The organism is Leisingera sp. JC11 (assembly GCF_040704725.1).
GTDB lineage: Bacteria > Pseudomonadota > Alphaproteobacteria > Rhodobacterales > Rhodobacteraceae > Leisingera.
Map to the genome: position 1 here is coordinate 76,200 of NZ_JBFCVS010000002.1, position 22,762 is coordinate 98,961.

Annotated in this window: 24 protein-coding genes and 3 tRNA genes; 14 read left to right on the forward strand and 13 right to left on the reverse strand. The window is 63.0% G+C overall.

Translation table 11 applies throughout. The features are described 5' to 3' along the window. Window positions 1-6: 6 nt before the first annotated feature. Window positions 7-768: a phosphoribosylaminoimidazolesuccinocarboxamide synthase gene (purC, locus tag AB1A62_RS02135; RefSeq protein ID WP_019297459.1), complete on the reverse strand. Its 762-nt coding sequence runs from the start codon at window positions 766-768 to the stop codon at window positions 7-9. A gap of 274 nt (window positions 769-1,042) precedes the next feature. Between purC and AB1A62_RS02140 the strand changes: the two genes are divergently transcribed. Both AB1A62_RS02140 and bmt read left to right on the forward strand, forming a co-directional pair. After that, window positions 1,043-1,360, forward strand: coding sequence for a DUF1476 domain-containing protein (locus tag AB1A62_RS02140; protein WP_366659584.1), 318 nt, complete (start codon window positions 1,043-1,045; stop codon window positions 1,358-1,360). A 260-nt stretch (window positions 1,361-1,620) separates the two neighbouring features. Next, entirely contained in the window at window positions 1,621-2,643 is a 1,023-nt protein-coding gene (gene bmt, locus AB1A62_RS02145) for a betaine--homocysteine S-methyltransferase (RefSeq protein WP_366659586.1), read from the forward strand. Window positions 2,644-2,717: 74 nt separating this feature from the next. Here the strand turns inward: bmt and AB1A62_RS02150 are convergent, their stop codons facing one another. Together AB1A62_RS02150 and AB1A62_RS02155 are read right to left on the reverse strand one after the other, a co-directional pair. Beyond that, window positions 2,718-2,996, reverse strand: a complete 279-nt coding sequence (locus AB1A62_RS02150) for an acylphosphatase (protein ID WP_366659587.1) — start codon at window positions 2,994-2,996, stop codon at window positions 2,718-2,720. 70 nt (window positions 2,997-3,066) lie between these two features. Then, window positions 3,067-4,119, reverse strand: coding sequence for a PA0069 family radical SAM protein (locus AB1A62_RS02155; RefSeq protein WP_366659588.1), 1,053 nt, complete (start codon window positions 4,117-4,119; stop codon window positions 3,067-3,069). A 249-nt stretch (window positions 4,120-4,368) separates the two neighbouring features. On the opposite strand from AB1A62_RS02155, the gene AB1A62_RS02160 reads away from it, so the two are divergent. Continuing rightward, window positions 4,369-5,067, forward strand: coding sequence for a B12-binding domain-containing protein (locus AB1A62_RS02160; protein ID WP_039178412.1), 699 nt, complete (start codon window positions 4,369-4,371; stop codon window positions 5,065-5,067). 1 nt (window position 5,068) lies between these two features. Beyond that, window positions 5,069-5,779: a DUF1638 domain-containing protein gene (locus AB1A62_RS02165; RefSeq protein WP_366659590.1), complete on the forward strand. Its 711-nt coding sequence runs from the start codon at window positions 5,069-5,071 to the stop codon at window positions 5,777-5,779. Window positions 5,780-5,841: 62 nt separating this feature from the next. Here AB1A62_RS02165 and AB1A62_RS02170 read toward each other — a convergent pair whose 3' ends face one another. After that, window positions 5,842-6,252: a SufE family protein gene (locus AB1A62_RS02170; RefSeq protein WP_366659591.1), complete on the reverse strand. Its 411-nt coding sequence runs from the start codon at window positions 6,250-6,252 to the stop codon at window positions 5,842-5,844. A gap of 255 nt (window positions 6,253-6,507) precedes the next feature. On the opposite strand from AB1A62_RS02170, the gene AB1A62_RS02175 reads away from it, so the two are divergent. Further along, a complete protein-coding gene (locus AB1A62_RS02175; RefSeq protein ID WP_366659592.1) occupies window positions 6,508-6,897 on the forward strand; it encodes a hypothetical protein in 390 nt (129 codons plus the stop codon). 72 nt (window positions 6,898-6,969) lie between these two features. Here the strand turns inward: AB1A62_RS02175 and rnd are convergent, their stop codons facing one another. Beyond that, window positions 6,970-8,127 (reverse strand): ribonuclease D, encoded by a 1,158-nt coding sequence (gene rnd, locus AB1A62_RS02180; protein WP_366659594.1) that lies wholly within the window; start codon window positions 8,125-8,127, stop codon window positions 6,970-6,972. A 231-nt stretch (window positions 8,128-8,358) separates the two neighbouring features. Here rnd and AB1A62_RS02185 point away from each other — a divergent pair, with 231 nt between their 5' ends. Continuing rightward, the gene (locus tag AB1A62_RS02185; protein WP_366659596.1) at window positions 8,359-8,544 is read left to right on the forward strand and encodes a hypothetical protein; all 186 of its coding nucleotides are present in this window, start codon (window positions 8,359-8,361) and stop codon (window positions 8,542-8,544) included. Here AB1A62_RS02185 and purN read toward each other — a convergent pair. The 3 genes from purN to AB1A62_RS02200 form a co-directional block, all read right to left on the reverse strand. Further along, complete coding sequence (gene purN / locus AB1A62_RS02190; protein WP_366659597.1) at window positions 8,541-9,137, reverse strand: phosphoribosylglycinamide formyltransferase; 597 nt, start codon at window positions 9,135-9,137, stop codon at window positions 8,541-8,543. The genes AB1A62_RS02185 and purN overlap by 4 nt on opposite strands. Continuing rightward, on the reverse strand, window positions 9,134-10,180 hold the full coding sequence (gene purM, locus AB1A62_RS02195; protein ID WP_366659598.1) for a phosphoribosylformylglycinamidine cyclo-ligase: 1,047 nt from the start codon (window positions 10,178-10,180) through the stop codon (window positions 9,134-9,136). Before purM ends, purN begins: the two co-directional genes overlap by 4 nt. Before the next feature lie 124 nt (window positions 10,181-10,304). Continuing rightward, a complete protein-coding gene (locus tag AB1A62_RS02200; RefSeq protein WP_366659599.1) occupies window positions 10,305-11,285 on the reverse strand; it encodes an MBL fold metallo-hydrolase in 981 nt (326 codons plus the stop codon). Between the two features lie 119 nt (window positions 11,286-11,404). Between AB1A62_RS02200 and AB1A62_RS02205 the strand changes: the two genes are divergently transcribed. Together AB1A62_RS02205 and AB1A62_RS02210 are read left to right on the forward strand one after the other, a co-directional pair. Next, entirely contained in the window at window positions 11,405-12,340 is a 936-nt protein-coding gene (locus tag AB1A62_RS02205; RefSeq protein ID WP_366659600.1) for a LysR family transcriptional regulator, read from the forward strand. A gap of 37 nt (window positions 12,341-12,377) precedes the next feature. Beyond that, window positions 12,378-12,453, forward strand: a tRNA-Ile gene (locus tag AB1A62_RS02210). Between the two features lie 168 nt (window positions 12,454-12,621). Here the strand turns inward: AB1A62_RS02210 and AB1A62_RS02215 are convergent. After that, the gene (locus tag AB1A62_RS02215; RefSeq protein WP_366659602.1) at window positions 12,622-13,635 is read right to left on the reverse strand and encodes a hypothetical protein; all 1,014 of its coding nucleotides are present in this window, start codon (window positions 13,633-13,635) and stop codon (window positions 12,622-12,624) included. A gap of 357 nt (window positions 13,636-13,992) precedes the next feature. On the opposite strand from AB1A62_RS02215, the gene AB1A62_RS02220 reads away from it, so the two are divergent. Further along, window positions 13,993-15,225 (forward strand): hypothetical protein, encoded by a 1,233-nt coding sequence (locus AB1A62_RS02220; protein ID WP_366659603.1) that lies wholly within the window; start codon window positions 13,993-13,995, stop codon window positions 15,223-15,225. Window positions 15,226-15,670: 445 nt separating this feature from the next. Here the strand turns inward: AB1A62_RS02220 and AB1A62_RS02225 are convergent, their stop codons facing one another. Then, on the reverse strand, window positions 15,671-16,375 hold the full coding sequence (locus AB1A62_RS02225; RefSeq protein WP_366659996.1) for a hypothetical protein: 705 nt from the start codon (window positions 16,373-16,375) through the stop codon (window positions 15,671-15,673). Next, on the reverse strand, window positions 16,375-16,638 hold the full coding sequence (locus tag AB1A62_RS02230; RefSeq protein ID WP_366659604.1) for a hypothetical protein: 264 nt from the start codon (window positions 16,636-16,638) through the stop codon (window positions 16,375-16,377). The genes AB1A62_RS02225 and AB1A62_RS02230 overlap by 1 nt, the downstream gene beginning before the upstream one ends. Before the next feature lie 368 nt (window positions 16,639-17,006). On the opposite strand from AB1A62_RS02230, the gene AB1A62_RS02235 reads away from it, so the two are divergent. Further along, window positions 17,007-18,191, forward strand: coding sequence for a hypothetical protein (locus AB1A62_RS02235; RefSeq protein ID WP_366659606.1), 1,185 nt, complete (start codon window positions 17,007-17,009; stop codon window positions 18,189-18,191). A gap of 87 nt (window positions 18,192-18,278) precedes the next feature. Here the strand turns inward: AB1A62_RS02235 and AB1A62_RS02240 are convergent, their stop codons facing one another. Beyond that, window positions 18,279-19,598, reverse strand: coding sequence for an ATP-binding protein (locus AB1A62_RS02240; protein ID WP_366659607.1), 1,320 nt, complete (start codon window positions 19,596-19,598; stop codon window positions 18,279-18,281). 72 nt (window positions 19,599-19,670) lie between these two features. Here AB1A62_RS02240 and AB1A62_RS02245 point away from each other — a divergent pair, with 72 nt between their 5' ends. From AB1A62_RS02245 to AB1A62_RS02260, 4 genes are all read left to right on the forward strand, one after another. Then, on the forward strand, window positions 19,671-20,588 hold the full coding sequence (locus AB1A62_RS02245) for an MBL fold metallo-hydrolase (protein WP_366659609.1): 918 nt from the start codon (window positions 19,671-19,673) through the stop codon (window positions 20,586-20,588). Between the two features lie 68 nt (window positions 20,589-20,656). Next, window positions 20,657-20,731, forward strand: a tRNA-Asn gene (locus AB1A62_RS02250). 159 nt (window positions 20,732-20,890) lie between these two features. Continuing rightward, window positions 20,891-21,574 (forward strand): GntR family transcriptional regulator, encoded by a 684-nt coding sequence (locus AB1A62_RS02255; protein WP_366659611.1) that lies wholly within the window; start codon window positions 20,891-20,893, stop codon window positions 21,572-21,574. A 137-nt stretch (window positions 21,575-21,711) separates the two neighbouring features. Next, window positions 21,712-21,786: transfer RNA gene (locus tag AB1A62_RS02260), tRNA-Asn, on the forward strand. 153 nt (window positions 21,787-21,939) lie between these two features. On the opposite strand, the gene dmdD is transcribed toward AB1A62_RS02260, so the two are convergent. Further along, window positions 21,940-22,746 carry a methylthioacryloyl-CoA hydratase gene (gene dmdD, locus AB1A62_RS02265; protein ID WP_366659612.1) on the reverse strand — a complete coding sequence of 269 codons (807 nt, stop codon included), beginning with the start codon at window positions 22,744-22,746 and terminating at the stop codon, window positions 21,940-21,942. Window positions 22,747-22,762 lie beyond the last annotated feature (16 nt).

The window sequence follows — 22,762 nt, forward strand, 5'->3', positions numbered from 1 at the left end:
CCTATCTCAGTTCACCAGCGTCGGCTTGCCCGGCGCAGGCGGATTGTTCGGCATCACGCCCAGGCGGCGCGCCACTTCGCTGTAGGCGTCGGTCAGGCTGCCCAAGTCGCGGCGGAACACGTCCTTGTCCAGCTTCTGGCCGGTCTTGATATCCCACAGGCGGCAGCTGTCGGGGCTGATCTCATCAGCGATCACCAGGCGCTGGAAGTCGCCTTCGTAAATACGGCCGATCTCGATCTTGAAGTCGACCAAGCGGATGCCCACAGCCAGGAACACGCCGGAAAGGAAGTCATTCACGCGCAGGGCCAGGCTCAGGATATCATCCATGTCCTGCTGGCTGGCCCAGCCAAAGGCAGCGATGTGCTCTTCGGTGACCAGCGGATCACCCAGGGCGTCGTCCTTATAGCAGTATTCCACCACCGGGCGCGGCAGCTGGGTGCCCTCGTCGATGCCCAGGCGCTTGGAGATCGAGCCGGCCGCGTAGTTGCGCACGATAACTTCCAGCGGAATGATCTCGCAGCTGCGTACCAGCTGCTCGCGCATGTTCAGGCGCTTCAGGAAATGGGTCGGCACGCCGATCTGCGCCAGGCCCAGCATGAAAAACTCGCTCAGGATGTTGTTCAGAACCCCCTTGCCCTCGATCACGTCGTGTTTTTCGGCGTTGAAGGCGGTGGCGTCATCCTTGAAGTACTGCACGATGGTTCCGGGCTCGGGGCCCTCGTACAAAGTCTTGGCCTTGCCTTCGTAGATCTTCTTGCGACGCGCCATTGGGAACCTTTCGGGTCAATGCCGGGAATCCGGCCCTGCGATGTGCCGCTCTCATAGTGCAAGGGGGCCTCAGCCGCAAGCGTGCTGCATTGATCAGATGAACGCCGCTCCCGCCCTCAGCTGCAGCACCCTGCGCCTGCGGCCCGGACCAGATTCGCGCGCACCGCTTGCGCAGCAGCACAAGAGCCTTGCCGGGCACAGTTTTTTCTTGCCCTGAGCCGCTATCATGCTCCTATCATGTGAAGGGGCGCAATAGGTTAAATGAGGACGCGATATGACGACATTCGACGAGCGCGAACAGGCCTTTGAAGCGAAGTTCGCGCATGATGAGGAGATGCAGTTCAATGCGCAGGCGCGCTGCAACAAGCTTCTGGGCATGTGGGCTGCCAGCCTGCTGGGACTTGGCGGCAAGGACGCCGAGGCCTTTGCCGGAACGATTGTAACAGCTGATCTGGAAGAAGCAGGCCACGAGGACGTGGTGCGCAAGCTGGAAGGCGAGCTGCAGGGCAAGGCCTCTGCCGATGAGATCCGGGCGAAACGCGCGGAGCTGCTGCCGGAAGCCAAGGACCAGATACTGAGCGAAGCCGGCTGAAACCCTTTAGCCGTCTTCCACTAGCCGCATTAGCTTTTTGTTTGCCGGTATTGCCGGAAACTCCGCCGGTCGCGGCGGCAACCGCGCGGTATCATGACGCAATCCGCCGCATGCCGCCATCTTTGCGGCAGCCGCGCAGCGCTCTCATAATGAAGATGAAGAAAATGAAATTGCCCTTGCCAGCGTAGCGTGAGACAGGGGAGGCAGACCAATTTGCCGCCCTGCGCGCCGGGGCGGCCTGCTGACACGGAATCCAACTGATGACAAACACCTTCAAACAGCTGCTGGACACCAAGGACGTGCTGCTGGCGGATGGTGCGACCGGCACCAACCTGTTCGCCATGGGCCTGCAGTCCGGCGACGCGCCGGAGCTGTGGAACGTTGATGAGCCCAAGAAAATCCTGGCGCTGTACCAGGGGTCGGTCGATGCCGGCAGCGACCTGTTCCTGACCAACAGCTTTGGCGGCACCGCCGCGCGCCTGAAATTGCATGACGCGCAGGGCCGCGTGCGCGAGCTGAACCGCATCGCCGCCGAACTTGGCCGCGAGGTTGCCGACAAGGCAGAGCGCAAGATCGCCGTCGCCGGCTCCGTCGGCCCGACCGGCGAAATCTTTGAGCCGGTTGGAGAAATGTCCCATTCTCTGGCGGTGGAAATGTTCCATGAGCAGGCCGATGCCCTGAAGGAAGGCGGCGCCGACGTGCTGTGGCTGGAAACCATTTCCGCGCCGGAGGAATTCCGCGCCGCGGCCGAGGCCTTCAAGCTGGCAGACATGCCCTGGTGCGGCACCATGAGCTTTGACACCGCGGGCCGCACCATGATGGGCGTGACCTCCTCGGACCTGGCCCAGCTGGTGGAAGAGTTTGAAAACACGCCGCTGGCCTTTGGCGCCAACTGCGGCACCGGCGCCTCCGACATCCTGCGCACAGTGCTCGGCTTTGCGGCCCAAGGCACTGAGCGCCCGATTATCTCCAAGGGCAATGCCGGTATCCCGAAATATGTCGATGGCCACATCCACTACGACGGCACCCCGGAACTGATGGGCGAATATGCGGTGATGGCCCGCGATGCCGGCGCCAAGATCATCGGCGGCTGCTGCGGCACCATGCCCGATCACCTGCGCTCCATGCGCGATGCCCTGGACAGCCGACCGCGCGGCGATGCACCGGCGCTGGAGAAAATCGTTGAGGTGCTGGGCCCCTTCACCTCTGACAGCGACGGCACCGGCGAGGATGCCGGGGCTGGTGGCGAGCGCCGCGGCCGCCGCGGACGGCGCCGCGCCTGACCGCTGCAGCAGGCAGCGACAAAAAGAATGGCGCCGCGTCTTCACACGCGGCGCTTTTTTACTGTCGGCCCTGCCTATCCAGTGATGCTGAATCCGCTGATCCCCGGTTCGGGATCGGTTCTTTCCGTTAGCACGTCCTTCACCGAGGCCGCCCCGGGCCCGCGGCCCATTCTGCGCACCATATCCGCGACGCTGGCTGCAGGCCCTATCAGCAGGGCCCGGACCGAGCCGTCAGGTTCATTGCGGACCCAGCCCGACAGCCCGTGGCGCAGCGCTTCCGCCCGCGCCCAGGTGCGGAAGGCCACGCCTTGCACGCGTCCTGTGACACGCGCTTTCACAGCAACAGAAGCCATTGGACACCTTCCTTTCTGTCATGAAGGCCTCCAGCATAGCATAAAACGCGGCCCGGCTGGCCGGGAAACGTCAGAACAGTGCCAGCTGGTCGCCCGGCTGCGGCGGACGGGAAAACAGGTCGCAGCGCAGCGCCTCTGCCCGCTCCTGCAGGCCAAGCCTCTTGCAGGCCGCCTTGAACCGCTGCGCGATCATCTCAGCATAGCGACCCTCGCCTCGCATCCGGTGGCCCCAGCGCGGATCATAGTCACGCCCGCCATGCATCTCCCGCAGCCGCGCCATTACCTTGGCGGCGCGGCCAGGTTCATGTTCCGCCAGCCATTCCTGCCAGAGCTCCGACACCTCCCGCGGCAGCCGCAGCATGATCCAGCTGGCGGCATCCGCCCCGGCCTCCGCCCCGGCTGCCAGCAGCGCCTCCAGTTCGTGATCGGTCAGCCCAGGCACGATGGGCGATGTCATTACCCGCACCGACACGCCGGCCTCGGTCAGCCGCCGGACGGCGGCCAGCCGCCGCGCCGGCAACGGCGCCCGCGGCTCCATCCGGCGGGACAGGTCCGGGTCCAGCGTGGTGACGGAAATCCCCACCCTTACCAGCCCCTTGGCCGCCATCGGCGCCAGGATGTCCAGGTCCCGCTCCACCATGGCGCCCTTGGTCACGATTGCCACCGGGTGGTTGAAGTCGCGCAGCACCTCCAGGCAGGCGCGCGAAATGCGCAGATCCCGCTCGCACGGCTGATAGGGATCCGTGTTAGTGCCAAGCGCCAGAGCGGCCACCTTGTAGCGCGGCGCCGACAACTCCTTGCGCAGAACCTCGGCAGCATTTGGGCGTGCAATCAGCCGGGTTTCGAAATCCATCCCTGGCGACAGACCCAGGTAGGCATGGGTTGGCCGCGCAAAACAATAGATGCAGCCATGCTCGCAACCGCGGTAGGGATTGATCGACCGGTCGAACGGCAGATCGGGGGAGCGGTTGTAGGTGATCAGAGTGCGCGCCGTTTCCTGGCGCACCTCAGAGGGAATCACCGTCTCCGGCATCTCCTGGAACCAGCCGTCGTCCACGGCCTCCCGCGCCATGTCGAACCGGCCTGCCGCATTGCTGAGGCTGGCGCGTGTTTTGCGGCGCATGGTTTGTGGCGTGTTTTCCGGCGGCATGGACGCAAATTAGCCGCCGAAAGAGAACAAATAAAGAACAAATGGGCAAATTCGAAGATTTCCATGTGGAATCTTCATTATTCTTGCGCCGGAATTGTCTCTATACGTCGGTTAGAACAGCGGCGATGTCGCAAACAATGCAGTCCGCGGAGTGCATTCTGTCACAAAAGCTTCTGAAATAGGCCAACACCGGGGATTCCCCCGTCAGCAAGGATTAGGCGCATGTCGGACGAAGAAGACATCATCCTCTCGGAACTCGATGACGAGGAACTTGTTCAGCAGATGTTTGACGACCTCTATGATGGTCTCAAAGAGGAAATCGAAGAAGGCGTGAACATCCTTCTGGAGCGCGGCTGGGTTCCCTACGACATCCTGACCAAAGCGCTGGTTGGCGGCATGACCATCGTCGGCGCCGACTTCCGCGACGGCATCCTGTTCGTTCCGGAAGTGCTGCTGGCAGCAAATGCGATGAAGGGCGGCATGGCCATCCTGAAGCCGCTGCTGGCCGAAACCGGCGCACCGCGCGTGGGCTCCATGGTCATCGGCACCGTCAAGGGCGACATCCACGACATCGGCAAGAACCTGGTTTCCATGATGATGGAAGGCGCGGGCTTCGAAGTCGTCGACATCGGCATCAACAACCCGGTCGAGAACTACCTGGAATCGCTGGAAGAGCACAAGCCGGACATCCTCGGCATGTCCGCTCTGCTGACCACCACCATGCCCTACATGAAGGTGGTTATCGACACCATGGTCGAACAGGGCCTGCGCGACGACTACATCGTGCTGGTTGGCGGCGCGCCGCTGAACGAAGAGTTCGGCAAGGCAATCGGCGCCGACGGCTACTGCCGTGACGCAGCCGTGGCCGTGGAAATGGCCAAGGACTTCGTTGCGCGCAAGCACAACTCGATGAGCGCCTGATTTGGCACGCAAAGGACGCGCAGCCCGCTTGACAGAGCGGGCTGCCTTCCGCCCCCCGACCGGGCGGACGCTTGAGGAAAGTTCCCTCACCGAGCAGGGCCTGGCCGCGCCCGAAAAGAAGACCGGCCGCATCCTGTTGATCGCCTGCGGCGCGCTCGCGCGCGAAATCCTTGATATCAAGGAGAAAAACGGGCTGGATCACATCGACCTCACCTGCCTGCCCGCCAAGCTGCACCTGTATCCGGAGCAGATCACCGACGCCGTACACGGTGCCGTGGCCAAGCATTCAGCGGTCTATGACAAGATCTACGTGGTTTATGCCGACTGCGGCACCGGCGGCGCGCTGGAGCGCAAATGCACCGAGCTCGGCGTCGAGATGGTGGCGGGCCCGCATTGCTATTCCTTCTTCGAGGGCAATGACACCTTTGCCAAACATGCCGATGAGGGCGAAATCACAGCCTTCTACCTGACCGACTTCCTGGTCAAGCAGTTCGACGCCTTCGTCTGGCGGCCCATGGGGCTCGACAAGAACCCGGAGCTGCGGGACATGGTGTTCGGCAACTACACAAAGCTGGTCTACCAGTCGCAGATCAGCGATCCCAAGCTGGTGGAAAAAGCCCGCGAATGCGCAGACCGCATGGGGCTGGCGTTTGAGCACCGCCACACCGGCTACGGCGATCTGGAAACCGCCATTTCCGGCTGGGCCAAGTAAGCCCTTCATCTTTTCTAAAATACTCCGGGGAGCGCGAGGGGCCGGCCCCTCGCCCGCGCTGCTCAGGCCTGCGCCATTGCGGTTTCGCGGATCCGCTCGATCATCGCCCTCAGGCCGTTGGAGCGCTGCGAGGACAGGTGCTCATTCAGCTCCAGCCGCCCCAGCTCCGCCTTGGCGTCCACCGACGCAACCTGCTGCAGGGGCAGACCGTTGTACAGGCAGCGCAGCACCGCGATCAGCCCGCGCACGATCATCGCGTCGCTGTCGCCGTCGAACCGGAACACCCCGCCGTCGACCGTGGCGTGCAGCCAGACCTGGCTGGCGCAGCCGTCGACCTTGGTCGCAGGCACCTTCAGCGCCTCTTCCAGCGGCTCCATCGCCTTGCCCAGATCGATCACATGGCGGTAGCGGTCCTCCCAGTCCTCCATGAACTCGAAGTCCTCCACGATCTCTTCAAAGGCGGCTGTGGCCATCGTCCGTCTATCCTCAAAATCCGCATTCCGGGGCTGATCAGCACCTAAGCCCCTGCCCGCCCCTTTTCAACCGCTTTTCAAGCTGCAGCCAATCGGGTAATCCGTTGCAAAGACAATTTGAATGGGCGGGGACGGATGCAAAAACCATTGGCTCTTACATTGGCCTGCGCGCTTGTGCTTTCAGCGTGCGGCTGGCGGGATTCACGGCTGAACCCGAGCAACTGGTTTGGCAGCTCCGAACCGGCAGAGGTTGAGGTGGCCGCGAACGTCAACCCGCTGCTGCCGCAGGAGAGCAATGCGCGCGGCATCTTTGCCAAGAAACCGCCCGAAGACAAAAGCGTCCTGGTCAGCCGGATCGACGGCCTGGAAATCGAGCGGACCAGCACGGGAGCCATCATTCACGCAACCGGCATCGCTGCGCGCCAGGGTGCCTTCGACGTTGAGCTGCGCCGGGTCGAGGGCACTGAGGAGGGTGTTCTGACCTATGATTTCCGGATCGTGTACCCGGAGGAGCCGACGATCACCGGCAGCGAATTCAGCCGCACCCTGCACGCCGCCCGCACCCTGTCGAACCAGGACCTGCAGGAGGTGCGCCTCGTGCGGGTGAACGGCGAGACAAACGCCAGGGAAAGCCGCCGCCGTTAACTCAAACCTTCTAAAAAAGAAAGCGCCCGCGGATGCGGGCGTTTTTTGTGGTCACACGCTTAGGCAGGGCGATCAGAGTTCGACCACCATCACGTCCTGGCCTTTGGCAGCCAATCCGATCTTGCCCTCGCACAGCCGCAGCGCATCCGCTCCGAAGACTTCGCGGCGCCAGCCGCTGAGGGCCGGCACATCGCGCAGGCCGGCCGCAATTGCGTCCAGATCGGCGCTCGGTGCGATCAGCTTGGCAGCAACGCCTTCGGCTTCCGTCTTGGCCTTCAGCAGCACCCGCAGCAGGTCCGCCAGCGCCGGGTTCACCTGCAGCTTCTCCTTGCTGCGGTCCATCTTGGGATGCTTCTCAGCCGGGCAGGCAACGCCCTTGGCCACGGCCTCCAGGATCCCTTCGGCAATCGCCCCTTTGCGGGCCTCGCGCAGCAGCAGGCGGGAGCCGCCCAGATCCCCCGGATTGCGCGGCTTGGTTGAGGCAAGCTCGACCAGCGCATCATCCTTGAACACCCGGTTGCGCGGCACGTTGTTGCTCTGCGCATAGGTCTCGCGGAAGGCGGCCAGTTCGCGCACAACGGCAAGGAACTTACCGGAGTTGGTGCGGGTTTTCACCCGTTTCCAGGCGTCCTGGGGCTGAATGTCATAGGTCGCAGGATCGGTCAGTACCTGCAGCTCCTCGGTCACCCAATGGGCGCGGCCGCTTTTGTCCAATTCCGCAGCAAGGAATTCATAAATCTTGCGCAGATGGGTCACATCCGCCAGCGCATAGGTTTTCTGCGCCTCGCTTAAGGGACGGCGCGACCAGTCGGTAAAGCGCGAGGTCTTGTCCAGCCCCTGCTTGACGATCTTGCGCACCAGCGTCTCATAGCCCGCCTGCTCGCCGAAACCGCAGACCATCGCCGCAACCTGGGTGTCGAACAAGGGCTTCGGAAAGACCTGCGCGTCGACCCAGAAGATCTCCAGATCCTGCCGCGCGGCGTGGAACACCTTGACCACATTCTCATTGCGGAACAGTTCATACAGCGGCTCCAGCGAGATGCCATCGGCCAGCGGATCAACCAGAACCGCGTCATTCTCCCCATCCCCGGCATAGGCCAGCTGGATCAGGCAGAGCTTGGAATAATAGGTCCGTTCACGCAGAAACTCGGTATCCACCGTGACATAGGCGTGCTGCGCTGCAGCTTCACAGAAGGCCTGCAGTTCTTCGGTAGAGGTCAGAGTTTTCATCAATTACGGCTTTTTCATTATCAGTAAGACCGGGCCGTGATACGCGCTTGTCCCGGCCAATGCAAACAGGTGCGAGGCCGGGCAAAGATTTCTGCCAGCGGTGCTGTGGCCGCCAGCACACGGGCGCCACCAGAGTTCACATCTTGTGATGTGATCTGCTTCAAACATTCATTTTCATTATGAACGCCATGCTCCTAGATTGGGGATACACCCGTCACAGGAGGACAAACGATGACCATACTTGATCTTTCCCCCGCCAAAACCGGTGGTTTCACGCTGTCCCGAGGATTGATTCCGGTGCTTGCGGCAGCCTTGCTGCTGGTGCTGGTCGGCCTGCCCGCACTGATGGCGCCGGAACAGCAAGCCGAACAGTTGGACTGGCGCGGAAACAGCGCGGCCGTGCAGGAAACCCGTTAAGGCAGCCGCACCAGCGTCTTGTCGCCCGCGGCAAAGCGGCGCAGCACCGCCGGATAGAGCTTGTGCTCCTGCTCCAGCACCCGCGCAGCCAGAGCGTCCGGCGTGTCACCCGCCAGCACCGGCACCCGTGCCTGACCCAGAATAGGGCCATCATCCAGCAGCGGTGTTACCTCATGAACGGTGCAGCCATGCTCTGCGTCGCCCGCTTCCAGCGCGCGGGCGTGGGTGTGCAACCCCTTGTATTTCGGCAGCAAGGAGGGGTGGATGTTCAGCATCCGCCCCTCGAATTGCGAGACGAACCCGGCGGTCAGCACCCGCATGAAACCGGCCAGGCAGACGATGTCCGCACCGGCCTCAAAAATCGGCTTAACCAGCTCAGTCTCAAAGGCTTCCCGGTCGCCCTTAAACGGGCGGTGATCCACCACTGAGGTTGCGACACCAGCAGCAGCGGCCTTGACCAGCCCGCCGGCATCGGCGTTGTTGGACAGAACCAGGCAGGGCCGCGCCGGGTGATCGCCGGTCATGCTCTCCAGCAGCGACACCATGTTGGAGCCGCCGCCGGATATCAGGATCGCGACCTTCTTATGGCTCACAGCAGCTTGCCCGAATAGCGCATGCCGACGCCTGCGGTGACGGTGCCCAGGCGGGCGACGGTCTCGCCTTCCGCTTCCAGAACTTTAACCAGCTCGTCAGCGCGGTCCGCGGAAACGGACAGGATCATGCCAATGCCGCAGTTGAAGGTTTTCAGCATCTCCGCTTCGGCAATGCCGCCGGTTTCGGCCATCCATTTGAACACAGGCGGCAGGTCCCAGGCGTTCAGGTCGATATCGGCGCCCAGATTCTCGGGCAGCACCCGCGGCAGGTTCTCAGTCAACCCGCCGCCGGTGATATGGGCCAGCGCATGCACGCCCCCTGCCCGCACCGCGGCCAGGCACTGCTTGACGTAAAGGCGGGTCGGGGTCAGCAGCGCCTCGCCCAGGGCGCCGTCGCCGAACGGGCAGTCCGCGTCCCAGCCCAGGCCGGAAACTTCAACCAGCTTGCGCACCAGCGAATAGCCGTTGGAGTGCACGCCGTCGGACGCCAGCCCCAGCAGCACGTCGCCCTCAACCACGCCCTCAGGCAGCGCGGTGCCGCGCTCCATCGCGCCCACCGCAAAGCCCGCGAGGTCAAAATCTCCTTCCGGGTACATGCCCGGCATTTCCGCGGTCTCGCCACCGATCAGCGCGCAGCCGGAGCGCACGCAGCCCTCGGCGATGCCTTCGATGATGCGGGCAGCGACGTTGGTTTCCAGCTTGCCGGTTGCAAAATAGTCGAGGAAGAACAGCGGCTCAGCTCCCTGGCAGACCAGGTCATTGACGCACATCGCCACCAGGTCGATGCCAACGCCATCCACCACACCGGTGTCGATGGCGATCCGCAGCTTGGTGCCGACACCATCGGTCGCACCCACCAGGATCGGATCGCTGTAGCCCGCGGCTTTCAGATCGAACAGAGCGCCGAACCCGCCCAGCCCGCTGGCCACGCCGGGGCGGTTGGTGCGCTTGGCGGCCGGCTTGATCCGGTCAACCAGGGCGTTGCCCGCATCAATGTCCACACCTGCATCTGCATAGGTCAGGCCGTTCTTGCCGCTGGTCATCACATGGCTCCTTCAAATCGGTTGCGCAGCCTTTAGCGCAAGGCGCATCAGAAGGGAACTAGGGAATCTGCTGCGCCATCCCCGACAGCGCAGCAGAGCTGTTTTGACGGCAGGAATGCCGGTCTCAAATTCCGAATTGCCAGGGCGCCGCCTGATAAGCAAAGGCATCCCCCTGCCGCAGCACCCGGCCCAGCGCGGGGAAGTCCAGATGCGCGCCGGTAACCAGCAGATTGTCCGCCGCCGCCCGGTCCATCATCTTGCGCCGGGTCTGCGCAGTCTGCGCCGGATCGGTATCAAAGGCGATGGTCCAGTCCGGCAGCGCAAACTGCAACGCGGCGCTGTGGACCAGGTCGCCCCAGAACAGCAGCCCTTCGCCGCCCGTGTCCAGCATGAACCCGGTGTGGCCCGGCGTATGGCCCGGCAGCTCCAGCGCGGTGAAACCGGGCGCGGCCTCACCCTCTCCCTGAAGCAGTTGCAAACGGTCCGCATATGGCGCAACCGAGCTGCGGGCCATGTCGAAGAACCCGCGGCTGCTTTCCGGCACGCCTGCCAGGACGGCATCGTCGTGCCAGAAGTCCCATTCGCGCTGCGCCATAACCAGTTCGGCATTGGCAAAGGCCGCGGCGCCGTCCGCTGTGATCAGCCCGCCGGAATGGTCCGGATGGATATGCGTCAGAAGCACCCTATCGATGCTTTCCGGTGCAACGCCCGCCGCTGCCAGACCAGCGCCCAGCGCGCCAAGCCCCGGCCCCATCAGCTGCGCCGTGCCGGTGTCGATCAGCAGCTTCTGCCCGCCGCGCTCCACCAGGTAACCATTGACCGGAATTTGCAGCGCATCGTCCTGCAGCCGGTGCAGCCCCTGCGCCAGCACGGCTTCCGCCTTGGCCGGATCATAATCCTTGAACAGCTGCGTCCCCAGCGGCAGATGCCCGTCCAGCAGCACGGTGATCCTGGCATCTCCAAGGGTGAAGGAATGGATTACAGGAGAAGCCGCCGCAGCCCCCTCAGCCGCCCACGCCCAGCTGCCGCCTGCAAAACCGGTTGCCAGTGCCGCTGCCGGGGCCGCTGCCAGCCCGCCCAGAAATGCCCGGCGATTGATTGTCATAAGAAACTCCAATATCTGTTTCAGGAAATATTCCTGTGCACCGGACTTAAGGCTGCATTTTCCCGGCTCACAGCCCGGCAGCTCCGATAACAGTTATTAGCAATGCTTATAGGGATGCCATGGACAAGCTGACGCTACTGGAGACATTCACCATTGCCCTGGACGAGGGCAGCCTGAACCGGGCTGCCCAGCGTCGCGGCATCACCCAATCCGCCGTCAGCCAGCAGATCAAGCAGCTCGAGGCCGTGATGGGCCAGCAGTTGCTGCACCGCACCGCCAAGGGAATCCATGCCACCCGGGCGGGCGATCTGGTCTACAGCCACGCGCAGACGCTGCTGAGCAGCTACAACCGCATGACTGCCGAAGTGGACGCGCTGGAGGGCAGCGTCTCCGGCACCTTCCGCATCAGCGTGAACTCCTTTCTCGGGCGCAGTGTGATCGGGCCGATGCTTCTGGATCTGAACCGGGAGCACCCGGACCTGAACATCGTGATGCGGCTTGAGGACCGGCTGGTCGATGTGGTGCGCGAGGGATACGACCTGGCCATCCGCACAGGGCGGCTGGGGGACACTGACGGCTTCGGCCGCAAGATTTCCACCCTGGAAACGGTGCTGTTTGCCACCCCGGACTACCTGGACCGCGAAACCCGCCCGCAGACACCGGAGGAGTTGAAGCGGCTCAAGTTCATCCAGCACCACGAGGACCAGACCCGCGGGTTCTTCCCTTTGCGCCGTGGCGGCCAGGAATATCCGGCGCCCGTGCAGGTGGGGTTCACCGCCGATGATCCCGACCTGATCATGCACGCGGTCAGCAGCGGCTCCGGCTATACCCGCGCGCCCCGCTTCATGGTCGAGGACCAGCTGGCCAGCGGCGAATATGAGCAGGTGCTGCCCGGCTATGAGGCACCCTTGAAGGACGTGTTTGCCGTCTACCCGTCCCGCCGCACTCCGGACCGGCGCCGGGACCTGGCCATCGAGCACACGGTGGCCAGTCTGGAGGCCCTGCACCGGACCCGGACGGCGGAAACGCTTGCGGCTTCTGCAATCACCGCTTGACCTTGCCTGCCTCATTTCCTAACCACAAATCCATGGCGGGCCTGTAGCTCAACGGTTAGAGCAGAGCGCTCATAACGCTTTGGTTGCAGGTTCGAATCCTGCCGGGCCTACCAGAAACCCCGCCAGACTATTGATTTCAAACAGTAGAAATGCCCCAGAGCGGCGAAACCACCTCTAGTGAAATCAATAGCTTAGAATCTCGGTCACGCTGCGATTTCCTGAAATTCGGGCAAGTAAAGCCCCGGATTTCGAACCACACGCCACAACACAGGCCGAGGAACTCAGCTCTCTGACATCGCCTTGAACGCGCGCCATGCTGCCTCGAAATTACGGCTGAGCGGTGCGGTAAGCCTGGACTGCGCCGCGTAATAGGCGCCAGTGCGGCAGAGCTGCGCGGCAAACTGCGGATGCACGCCGGCATCATCGAACTTGCGCACCTTCTCCTGGGTCAGCCAGCCGCGGCTTTTCACTTCCTTCTGGATCAGCTCCAGCCGCTGCACGCAATGCAGGGCGGTATAAGCTGAGAGATACTCCAAGTATGCGCCAATCTCGTGGCCGCAGCCTGGATCGAAGGTCTCGATCATCACATCAGCCATCTTGTCCGGCGCAATTGGCCAGGTCTCGTCGCCGATCAGCCAGGCAAAATCCTCCGCCCCGTGGCGCAGGCCGGCATACTCAAAATCGAACCAGCGGACATAACCGTCGTCGCCGATCGCCGCGTTGCCTGAGCGGCAGTCCCACTTCAGGAACTGCACCCCGGGATGCTCCATGTATTCGGCAACCGCCGGGTAGTCGAACGCCTCGGGAATGCCCATGGAATAAGCTTCCAGCGCCTCAACCGAGCTGACGAAATTGCGGATCCAGCTGCGGTTGGCGCCCAGATGCGGCAGCACCGTGTGCAGCTCGGTTTTGCGGGCCGCCGCCTGGATGCGGAAGATCGCTGCACAGGCCTCAGCTGCCAGGTCGAGCTGGTCGGCTTCCTCGTGCTCAATGATCTCTTCACTCAGCCGCGTCTCGCCGGTATCGGACTGGAACAGCACGTCATTATGCATCCCCAGAACTTTTGGAATGTCATCGCAGTGGGGCGCCAGCTGTTCCAGTACGAAAGCTTCCAGATGGGTGCGGCGGAAATTGGCGCGCAGCGTGGCGATTGCGGTGCGGTCCTTGAAATGCAGCCGCAGTGAGGAGCGCGACTTTCCGCCCGGGGCGCTGATTTCCACCGGCTCTTCGCCGAGGACCTCCCAGGCCGCGCCCGCGATATAAGCGGTGCGATCGTCGAATCTTCCATCAGCCAAGACGTGCTCCCTTTCCCAACCCGCTGCGCACGACCGGCGCAGCGCACCCCAGACCCCTTAACCCTTTAGCGGCAAAAGAGGGCGGTTTTCGGGACAGATTGGGGCAATCCATCCCCCTCACGCGCTGATTCGAAGGCCCCTGGCAGAAGGCTGGCAATGCGATTGGATCAAGCCGGCGCACAATGCAGAGTCCGGCCTTCCGATTGTTTCCCTCATCCGCCGCACAATCTGGAATTTTGACTAAAAGGTGCCGAAAATTTGGCCGCTCCCGCCCGCTTTCCTACCCTCGTTCAATGTGCACTTACGGTCTGCCAAGGGCGCGCATCTGTGGTTCAGGATTTCTGTGGGGGGTAGATAATGGGTCGGGGACATCATTCATGGGGCTGGGGCGGCAAGCACGCTTGCGGTGGCAACAGCTATTACAACGGCGGGGTGCAGGGCGGTAATTTCAGCCGCTGGTATGACGGCCACCTGTCGGACCGCTATAGCTGGAAGGGTAAAGGCTACAAGGCCTGGCGAGAAGACAAAGTCGAAGAAGAGGACGGAACCGGAAGCACCAAGGGATCAGACGGCACCAAGGGATCCGGCGGCACCAAAGGATCCGGCGGCACCAAAGGATCCGGCGGCACAAAGGGCTGTGGAACCAAGGGGCATCACGGCAAGAAGCATTGGTGGTACCGCGAGGAAGATGACTGGAACGACGGCTCCGGCGGCGCCAGAGGTTCGGATGGCACCTGCGGCTCCGGTGGTTCTGGCGGCTCCGGTGGTTCTGGCGGCACCCACGGCTGCGGTTCGGGCACCAGGGGCTCGGGCGGCACCAAGGGATCCGGCAGTGGCGGCACCAAGGGGTCCGGTGGCACCAAAGGAAGCGGAGGCACCAAAGGAACCGGCGGCGGCAATGGCGGCGGCGACAAGACCTCGGTGTTCTTCGAGATCGGCGGCAACGGTGATCCGAGTGTCACTGTCGAGGTTCTGCAGACGCCGGAAAATCAGCTGTTCATCAAACTGGAACCCACTTCCTATGACGGCGAGGTCGCGGATATCGACGGCGTGTTCTTCAACCTCGCGGATGAGGCCAAGCTCGGCGGGCTGAACTTCTTCCCGGATAAGAACGCGCTGCCGGTGACAGGCCATGAGGCCAATGCCAACGCGGTCAGCCAGTTGGATGATGGCGCCGCCGTCCCGGAGAACTTCGACGCAATGGTGCAATTCGGCCAGGTGCCGGACAGCACCGATGGCACCGTCGCCACTGCCAACTTCACGCTGTGGTCCGACGCCGGGCTGTCGCTGGACGACATTGACCTCAGCAGCATGTCGCTGGTCATCAGCAACCCGGACGGCTCGCAAGAGGTGCTGGAAGGCGGCTATGATCCGGCAGCCGCGGCCAGCACCGGCAGCAGCTACGCCAACGGCGGAGTGACCAGAGACGGGCTCAGCAACTGGTATGACGCCCATATGGCGGGCCAGTACGGCGGCAGCTCTGAACCCGGCACCGGGGACATCCTGGCACTGATGAACCAGCCGGTGGGCGGCACCATGCCCGGCACCGGCGCCAGCGGCGGCACCGGCGGGGTCTACGACCTCGCCTGAACCCTTCCGGCTTTGCCAGGACATCTGAGAGGGCGCCTGCAAGCGCCCTCTTTTGTTCGTTGCGCAGCAGACCGGCGGTTGGCGAAAGCCCATGCTCTGCTCCTTGCTTGGATGGCCCATCCGCTCCACCCTCAAAAAAGTCCGGGCGCGCGGCAAAGGTTTCGATCAAATCAACGCACTTCGGACAGTGGATGGCTTGCAAGCCCAATCGCCTCTTGATCGCCTCCAGACTGCTTTAGTTGGCCTTTGCGCGCTCTCTTGCAGCTCCGCAAAGCTTCTTCCACTCCACTTCTCGCAGATGCAAACGGAGAAGGGCTGTTCCTTGCTGACCCCGCAGCCGCTTTTCCTTTAGGAAATCAATTTGGCAAACACAAAAGCCGGCCTTGGGTCTGATCAGCAGGAGTCCCGGCCGCGGTTCAAGCGCCCTCAGCGCGGCCTGGCGCGCCTATCCAATCCCCCAACCGTCCTTCAGATAGCTGACATTGCTGCCGGCCGCCCCTGCATCCAGGGTATCCGAATAGGCCAGCACCTCGCATACCGGCCCCCGCCACGCCCGGCTGGACCCGTTATTGCGCCCGCCGATTGCCGCCAGGGCAAAAGGCGTGGCGGATCTGATGTGGACCACCGACAACGGCATTGGCAGCAGTGTCGTGGTGGCGCCTCCGCCATTCAGGTGGATTGTCATCCCGGGCGGCAGCGAAGACGTGAAAACGCCTGCGTTACCCTCCTGGCCCATGACCCGGTTGACGCTGCTGGAATCAAGGCCCGCAAGGTCGGTGATCAGCGTGTTATAGGTGTCAAACGCCCCCCGCGCGCCATCAGCGTAGGCCATGACCGCAAACACCTCTCTGACAAGCGCATCCGCTGCGAGTGCCAAGCCGCTGGCATTGGCCGCATCCGGCCAGACCAGCGCCGGGCGCCCGCCTGCGAGCGGCTCCGACGCCGCATAGGCCGGCCCCCCGCCGGACAGCTTGCTGAGGCTGGCGCCGCCGGGAACCAGATTGGCGACAGCGGTGGCTTCCTCCCCTGCCCCGCGGGTGATGGTCCCTGTTGCCTTGGCACTGTACCATCCGATCAGGCCGGCGCCGGCAGGGCGGGATCCAGGCCCCTGCAGTGCCGCGCCGGTGGCGGAAAACCCCAGCCCCAGCATCAGTACCACCCTGCAACGGATGCGGTGGTGCCGGTTGCCTCGATGCCAACGGCCGAGAAGCCGATGGTTTCGCCAGCGGTGACCGCATAGGCAATCACGGTGCCCGCTTCATCACGCAGGGCCAGGTCGCCGGAGGCCAGCACCCGCAGGACCCTGGGCCGGACGGGCAGATCCACCCCGTCCTGCGGGGTAATGGCAATTTGGTGAGTGGCCGGGCTCTCGAGGCCGCGGCGGAAACTGGTGAACGGATCGATCTGAGGCATGTGAAAACTCCCAGGCAGGTTGCGCTACAGGACTGCTTCCCCTGAGCCTGAGTGATACCGGCAAAAGACGAAGATCCGGAAAACCGGGCGTGCGCTGTCCGGGCGCCCTGCGCAACACCCTGCGGTCGGCAGCCGCCCGCCCGAGCCGTGCCAGGCCAAAGCAGCGGCTGCACCGCATGCTGTGGCAACGCGCAAACGATGCGGTTCTCCCCTGCCGCCTTCATCCGGCCGTAAGCTTTTTGCTTTCATAATCCCCACCGTCCGGTAGGGTGGCCTCAGAACAGGGCAAATTACTTGTTCCGTAGCGATTTCGAGACTGTTTTCAGGCGCCGCCCCCGCCGCAAGATCACTTGAGAGGCACCAGATTTATGGCGACAGAAAAGCTCACCATCATCAAAGCTGACGTGAAAAACGAGGTCACCAAGAAGGTGAAACCGAAGTTCGTGCAGCTCGGCAACATGAACTTTGCGGCCACCGTCGAGGTGGACAAGAGCGCCGCCAAGGAGCTCGACACCGACGCGCGCTTTGTCGCCAAGCTCTATGACGATGCCACCAAGGAATACAAAAAACTGGTGAACGAGTGCAGCCTGCGGGTCAGCCAGGCCAATGATCTCGGCTCGGTGATGCCGCTCACCGACAAGGAATGCAAAGAGCTGGACGCCGACATCCAGAAGATCTTTGCCAAGTACCAGAAGTCGATCGAACAGGTGACGAACAAGCATTTCGACAAGTGGAAGCAGGCCAACAAGGACCGCAAGAAATACCGCATCAAGGTGGTGGGCGCGATTGTGCTCGGCAGCGCCTGCGCCATCGGCTCCACCGCTTCGCTGGCGGCCGGCGCGGTGACCGGCGGCGTGTCCATTGCTGCCAGCATTTATGGCATCGCGCAAAGCATCGTCTCGGTGGCGCGCGCCGTGCAGAAGGTGACATCCGACATCGTCAAGATCCACGGCGAGCTTGAGAAAGCGCTGAAGCAGCTGGTCTCGGCCTATGAAAAACAGTCCAGGGCCAAGGTGAAGGCGAAGGAGATCGGCAAGGAGTTCCTGGCGGACTTCCTGATGATTGAAACCGCCGGCTTCAACCGCGTCGACAAGCACCTGGAGACCTACAAGGCAAAGCTCAAGAATATCGATCTGGAAATCGCCGCCCTCGGCAAGGAGCTGAACAAGCTGCTGGACAAGCAGACCAAGCTCGACAAGGAAATCGAGAAGAAGCTGGGCAAGATGGCCAAGGACCGCGGCTACAAGAGCAAGAAGCTGGACGGCTTGTTTGCCGCCATGGAGGCGACCCGCAAGGAAACAGCCAAGCTGATCAAGAGCATCGAGGCCTATCACGTCAGCATCAAGCCGGCCGAGAAGTTCCGCGACAACTCGCAAAAAGCAGTCGACGCCCTGCGCCACAAGGATCCGGTCTGGGCCAAATGGGTGATCTGGGTCGGCAGCCTGGGCCTCAGCACCACGGTTACCAGCATTGCCTCTGGCGGCGAAAACCTGGTCAAGGCCGCTTCGGCCATCGAAACCGGCTTCAATACCCTGTCCAAAGAGTTTGCGTGACGGCCGGCTGGCCTGCAGGCGCAGATCATTGGAAATTCAAGCTGGCAGCCTCTGCAGGGCTGCCGGTTTGCTTTGGCCGGGGCGGTATCAGCGGGCGATGACAATATCCGCCTTCAGCCCGCCCAGATCAGCGCTTTCACCCAGCCGCAGGGTGCCGCCATGGGCGCGCGCGGTATCGGCCACAATTGCCAGCCCCAGCCCCACGCCAGAGCCCAGGTTCTGATTGCGGGCCGGGTCCAAGCGGGTGAAGGGGCGCACCGCGTCGCCGCGCTGCTCTGCCGGGATGCCCGGCCCGTCATCCTCGACCCGGATCCGCATGGACTTGTCGGTCACTGCAACCGAAACCCGCGCCCGGGTGCCATAACGCACTGCATTGGAAATCAGGTTCGACACCGCCCGTTGCATCGGCTGGCGGCGCAGCATCACCTCCCCCTCGCCGGTCATCTCGCCCATTGTCACCTGCTGCTCCTGGCGCTGCCAGTCGCTTATGATATCCCGGACCAGCTCCTGCGGGTCCACCGGCTCCGGCTCGCTGACCGCCGCGCCGCGGGAGAAATCCAGAAACGCGTCCAGCAGCGCCTGCATCTCGTCGACGTCGCGCAGCATCGGGGCCGCGTCCTCCTCGTCCAGCATTGCCAGTTCCAGCTTCATCCGCGTCAGCGGGGTGCGCAGATCGTGGCTCACCCCGGACAGCATCAGCGTGCGCTGCTCGATCTGCCGTTCGATCCGGGCGCGCATGTCCAGAAAGGCGCTGCCCGCGGCCCGCACCTCGGTTGCGCCGGATGGCGAATACGGCACCGCCCGCCCGCGCCCGAACGCCTCTGCCGCGTTGGCCAGCCGCTTGATCGGACGCAGCTGGTTGCGCATGTACAGGAAGGAGATCATCATCATGAAAAAGCCGAACAGCAGCATGGTGACGATCAGCTGATGCGGCGCCGCCGCAGTCAGCCTGCGGCGGTCAAAGCTCAACTCCAACAGCCCGTGCGCGGTGCCGAAATAGATCTGCACCACCCGGTTCGGCAGGAACCGCGCCGCCAGGAAGCCCGGGAAAGTCTTCTCCATCTCCTCCCGCACCACCCGCCCGGAAAACTCGATCAGGCTGAATTCATCCTCCGGCAGCGGTGCCCCCGGCGGCAGAAACCGCGCCTGCATCTGCAGCGGCTGCAGCACCGGCGCGATCTGCACCAGAGCCGCATCCTGGTCCGGCGCCGCATCCGCGATCTGGCGCAGCAGTTCCATCTCGCGCTGGATGGTCGCCGTCATCTGCACCGTCACATCCTCCAGGTCGCGCTTGATGAACACAACAGAGATCACGATCTGCAGCGCCACGATGGGCACCACCAGGATGAGGGCCGCCCGGGCATAAAGGCTGCGCGGCATATATCGTTTGAGCCATTGGAAGAACATGGGCTAAGCCTATAGGGCGCCGGGGAAAGAGGGAAGATTGCCCGGGCCAGGAAACAGCAATGGGGCAGGACAATGCAGGCACCGGATGACTTCAACCCGCAACCCGGACTGGCGGAGGAGCTGGAGCCGGGGCTGCGCCGTATCCTGGCGCCGAATCCTTCGCCGATGACCTACCGCGGCACCAATACCTATGTGCTGGGCACCGGCGGGCTGGCGGTGATTGACCCAGGGCCGGATTCGGACGCGCATCTGAAGGCAATCCTTGCCGCGGTGCAGCCCGGCCAGCAAATCACCCACATCATCGTCACCCACAGCCATCTGGACCATTCGCCGCTGGCCCGCGGCCTGAGCCAGGCCACCGGCGCACCTGTATATGCCTTTGGCGGGCCGCAAGCGGGGCGCAGCGAAGTGATGTCCGGCCTCGCCGCTGACGGGCTGGCCGGCGGCGGCGAGGGCATCGACAGAGAGTTCTCTCCCGATGTCACCGTTGCCGATGGCGAGGTCATCAGCGGGAACGGCTGGGAACTGGAGGTGATCCACACGCCCGGGCACCTGGGCAACCACATTGCACTGGCTTGGAAGGATGCCTGCTTCACCGCCGATCACGTTATGGGCTGGGCCAGCTCGCTGGTATCGCCGCCGGACGGAGACCTGACCGACTTCATGGCCTCCTGCCGCCGCCTGCGGCAACGCGATTGGCGGGTCTTTCACGCAGGCCACGGCGCGCCCATCTCCGACCCGGCCGGGCGGCTCGACTGGCTGATTGCGCACCGGGAATCCCGCGAGGCCGCGATTCTGGCGGCCTTGGCACAAGCCCCCGCCACCGCCCGCAGCCTGGCAGAGCAGATCTATACCGACACCCCGCCCGCTTTGCTGAAAGCCGCGGAACGCAATGTTTTTGCTCATCTCGTGGACCTCACAGGCCGCGGCCGGACAGCACCGCAAAGCCCCCTGTCAGCATCGTCGGTCTTTGCGCTGAGCAGCGGTTGAATTTTTCAAAAAATTGCCTGCTGCCCTCTGGACGCCCAATCCCGGGAACGCTATACGGCACGGACCGTTCCGGCGTAGCTCAGCGGTAGAGCAGTTGACTGTTAATCAATTGGTCGTAGGTTCGATCCCTACCGCCGGAGCCATGATAAGCCCTCAAGCCTCAGCCGCTTGAGGGCTTTTTTGCATTTACAGACTCCTGCTGCTGCCCTTCGGCGGTTGCACGCTTTCCAAGCTCATTATGTCTATATATATAAGCAATAAGAAAATTTATTGGAGGCAGCATGGCCGCACCCCGTGCAAACATGAGCTACCGTGATATCAAGCAGGTTGTGCTGGACCGGATTCACAACAAGATCTGGGCGCCGGACAGCCTGCTGCCCAGTGAAACCGACCTTGCGGAAGAATTTTCCAGCACCCGCACCACCGTCAACCGGGCGCTGCGGGAACTGGCGGAAGAAGGCTACCTGGAGCGGAAACGCAAAGCCGGCACCAGGGTTCTGAATGCGCCGGTCCGAAAGGCCCAGTTTTCGATTCCGCTGGTCCGCGATGAGATCTCGGAAACAGGGGCAGAATACCGGTATGCTCTTGTCGAGCGCGCGGTCATGCCCGCACCGGGCTGGCTGTCGGCCAGGATGAACATCCCGCAAGGCCGGGACGTGCTGCACCTGCGGTGCATGCATTACGCGGACAATGCGCCTTTTCAGTATGAGGTCCGCTGGATTGTTCCGGACAGCATTCCGGAGGTTCTGACGGCGGATTTTTCCCGCTCCGGCCCCAACGACTGGCTGGTGCAGAAGGTGCCGTTCACCAATCTGGAGCTGAGCTTTCTGGCGACTAAGGCGGACCAGGCCGTGGCCGAATTTCTGGACACCCAGGCGGGCGATCCGATCTTCACCGCCGAACGCATCACCTGGCTGCGCGGCCAGCCCGTAACGCTGGCCAAACTGTTCTTTGCACCTGGTTACAGGATGACAACCCACCTTTGATAAGGTTGCGACGAGGGGTCTCATCGCAGCCTTCCGGCCGCCGTCGGCACACCGTCATGCGCATCGAAAAAAATTCGCTTTGCGTGAGAATTTCCTCTGGACGCCGCAGGCCGGAAACCCTATACGACGCCACATGTTCCGGCGTAGCTCAGCGGTAGAGCAGTTGACTGTTAATCAATTGGTCGTAGGTTCGATCCCTACCGCCGGAGCCAAAAAATTCAGGGGCTTAGCGATCTCTCGCTAAGCCCTTTTCTTTTACGGCATTGGCCCGGTAAGGGCTGTTGAGGGCCGGTCTTACAGTTCGGGAACCCTCCTCAAATGCGCACCGCCAAACAGCCCTGTCCATGGCGGTGCGCCTTCCAGGCTCAGCTGTTGGGACGCACCCGGGCGGCGGTCTTGTTGGCAAAGGCCTCCAGCCGTTCCCGCGCCGCGGGCTGGGTGTTCACCACACCGGCCACAACCGCCTCCGCATAGGCGGCATCCATGCCGGACATGTTGTTCAGATGGCTGATTGCCGAACAGATCGCATAGTTGGTCAGCGGCAGGTTCTCGGCAATCTTGTCCGCCAGTTCCAGCGCCTTGTCGAAACTGGAGCCTTCGGTGATGTATTGCGCCAGACCCAGTTCAACCGCTTCCTGGCCCTGATAGACGCGGCCGGTCAGAATCATGTCGATCATCCGGTATTTCCCGATCATGTCAGAGACCCGGATGGTGGCGCCGCCGCCGGTGAAGATACCGCGCTGGCCTTCGGGAAGCGCAAAATAGGTGCTCTGGTCGATCACCCGGATATGGGCCGCACTGGCCAGTTCCAGCCCGCCGCCGACAACCGCGCCCTGCAGCGCTGCGATAACCGGAACGCCGCCGTATTCCATCTTGTTGAAGGCCTCATGCCAGCGCAGGCACACATGCATGAAATCGTCGGGGCTGCGGTCTGCCTTCCAATGCTCGACTAGGTCGAGCCCGGCGCAGAAGTGGTCGCCCTTCCCGGCCAGCACCACCGCCTTCACACCGTTGCGATGGGCGCTGCTGAAAAAGCTGACCAGTTCCTCGATGGTGGCGGTATCCAGCGCGTTGCGCTTGGTCGGCCGGTTCAGCCGGACGATGCTGACACCGTTGTCCCGCTGTTCGATTTCAAGGTTTTCATAAGTTTGCGCATTTGCCGCTTGGGTCATGGGTCCAACCCTTTCT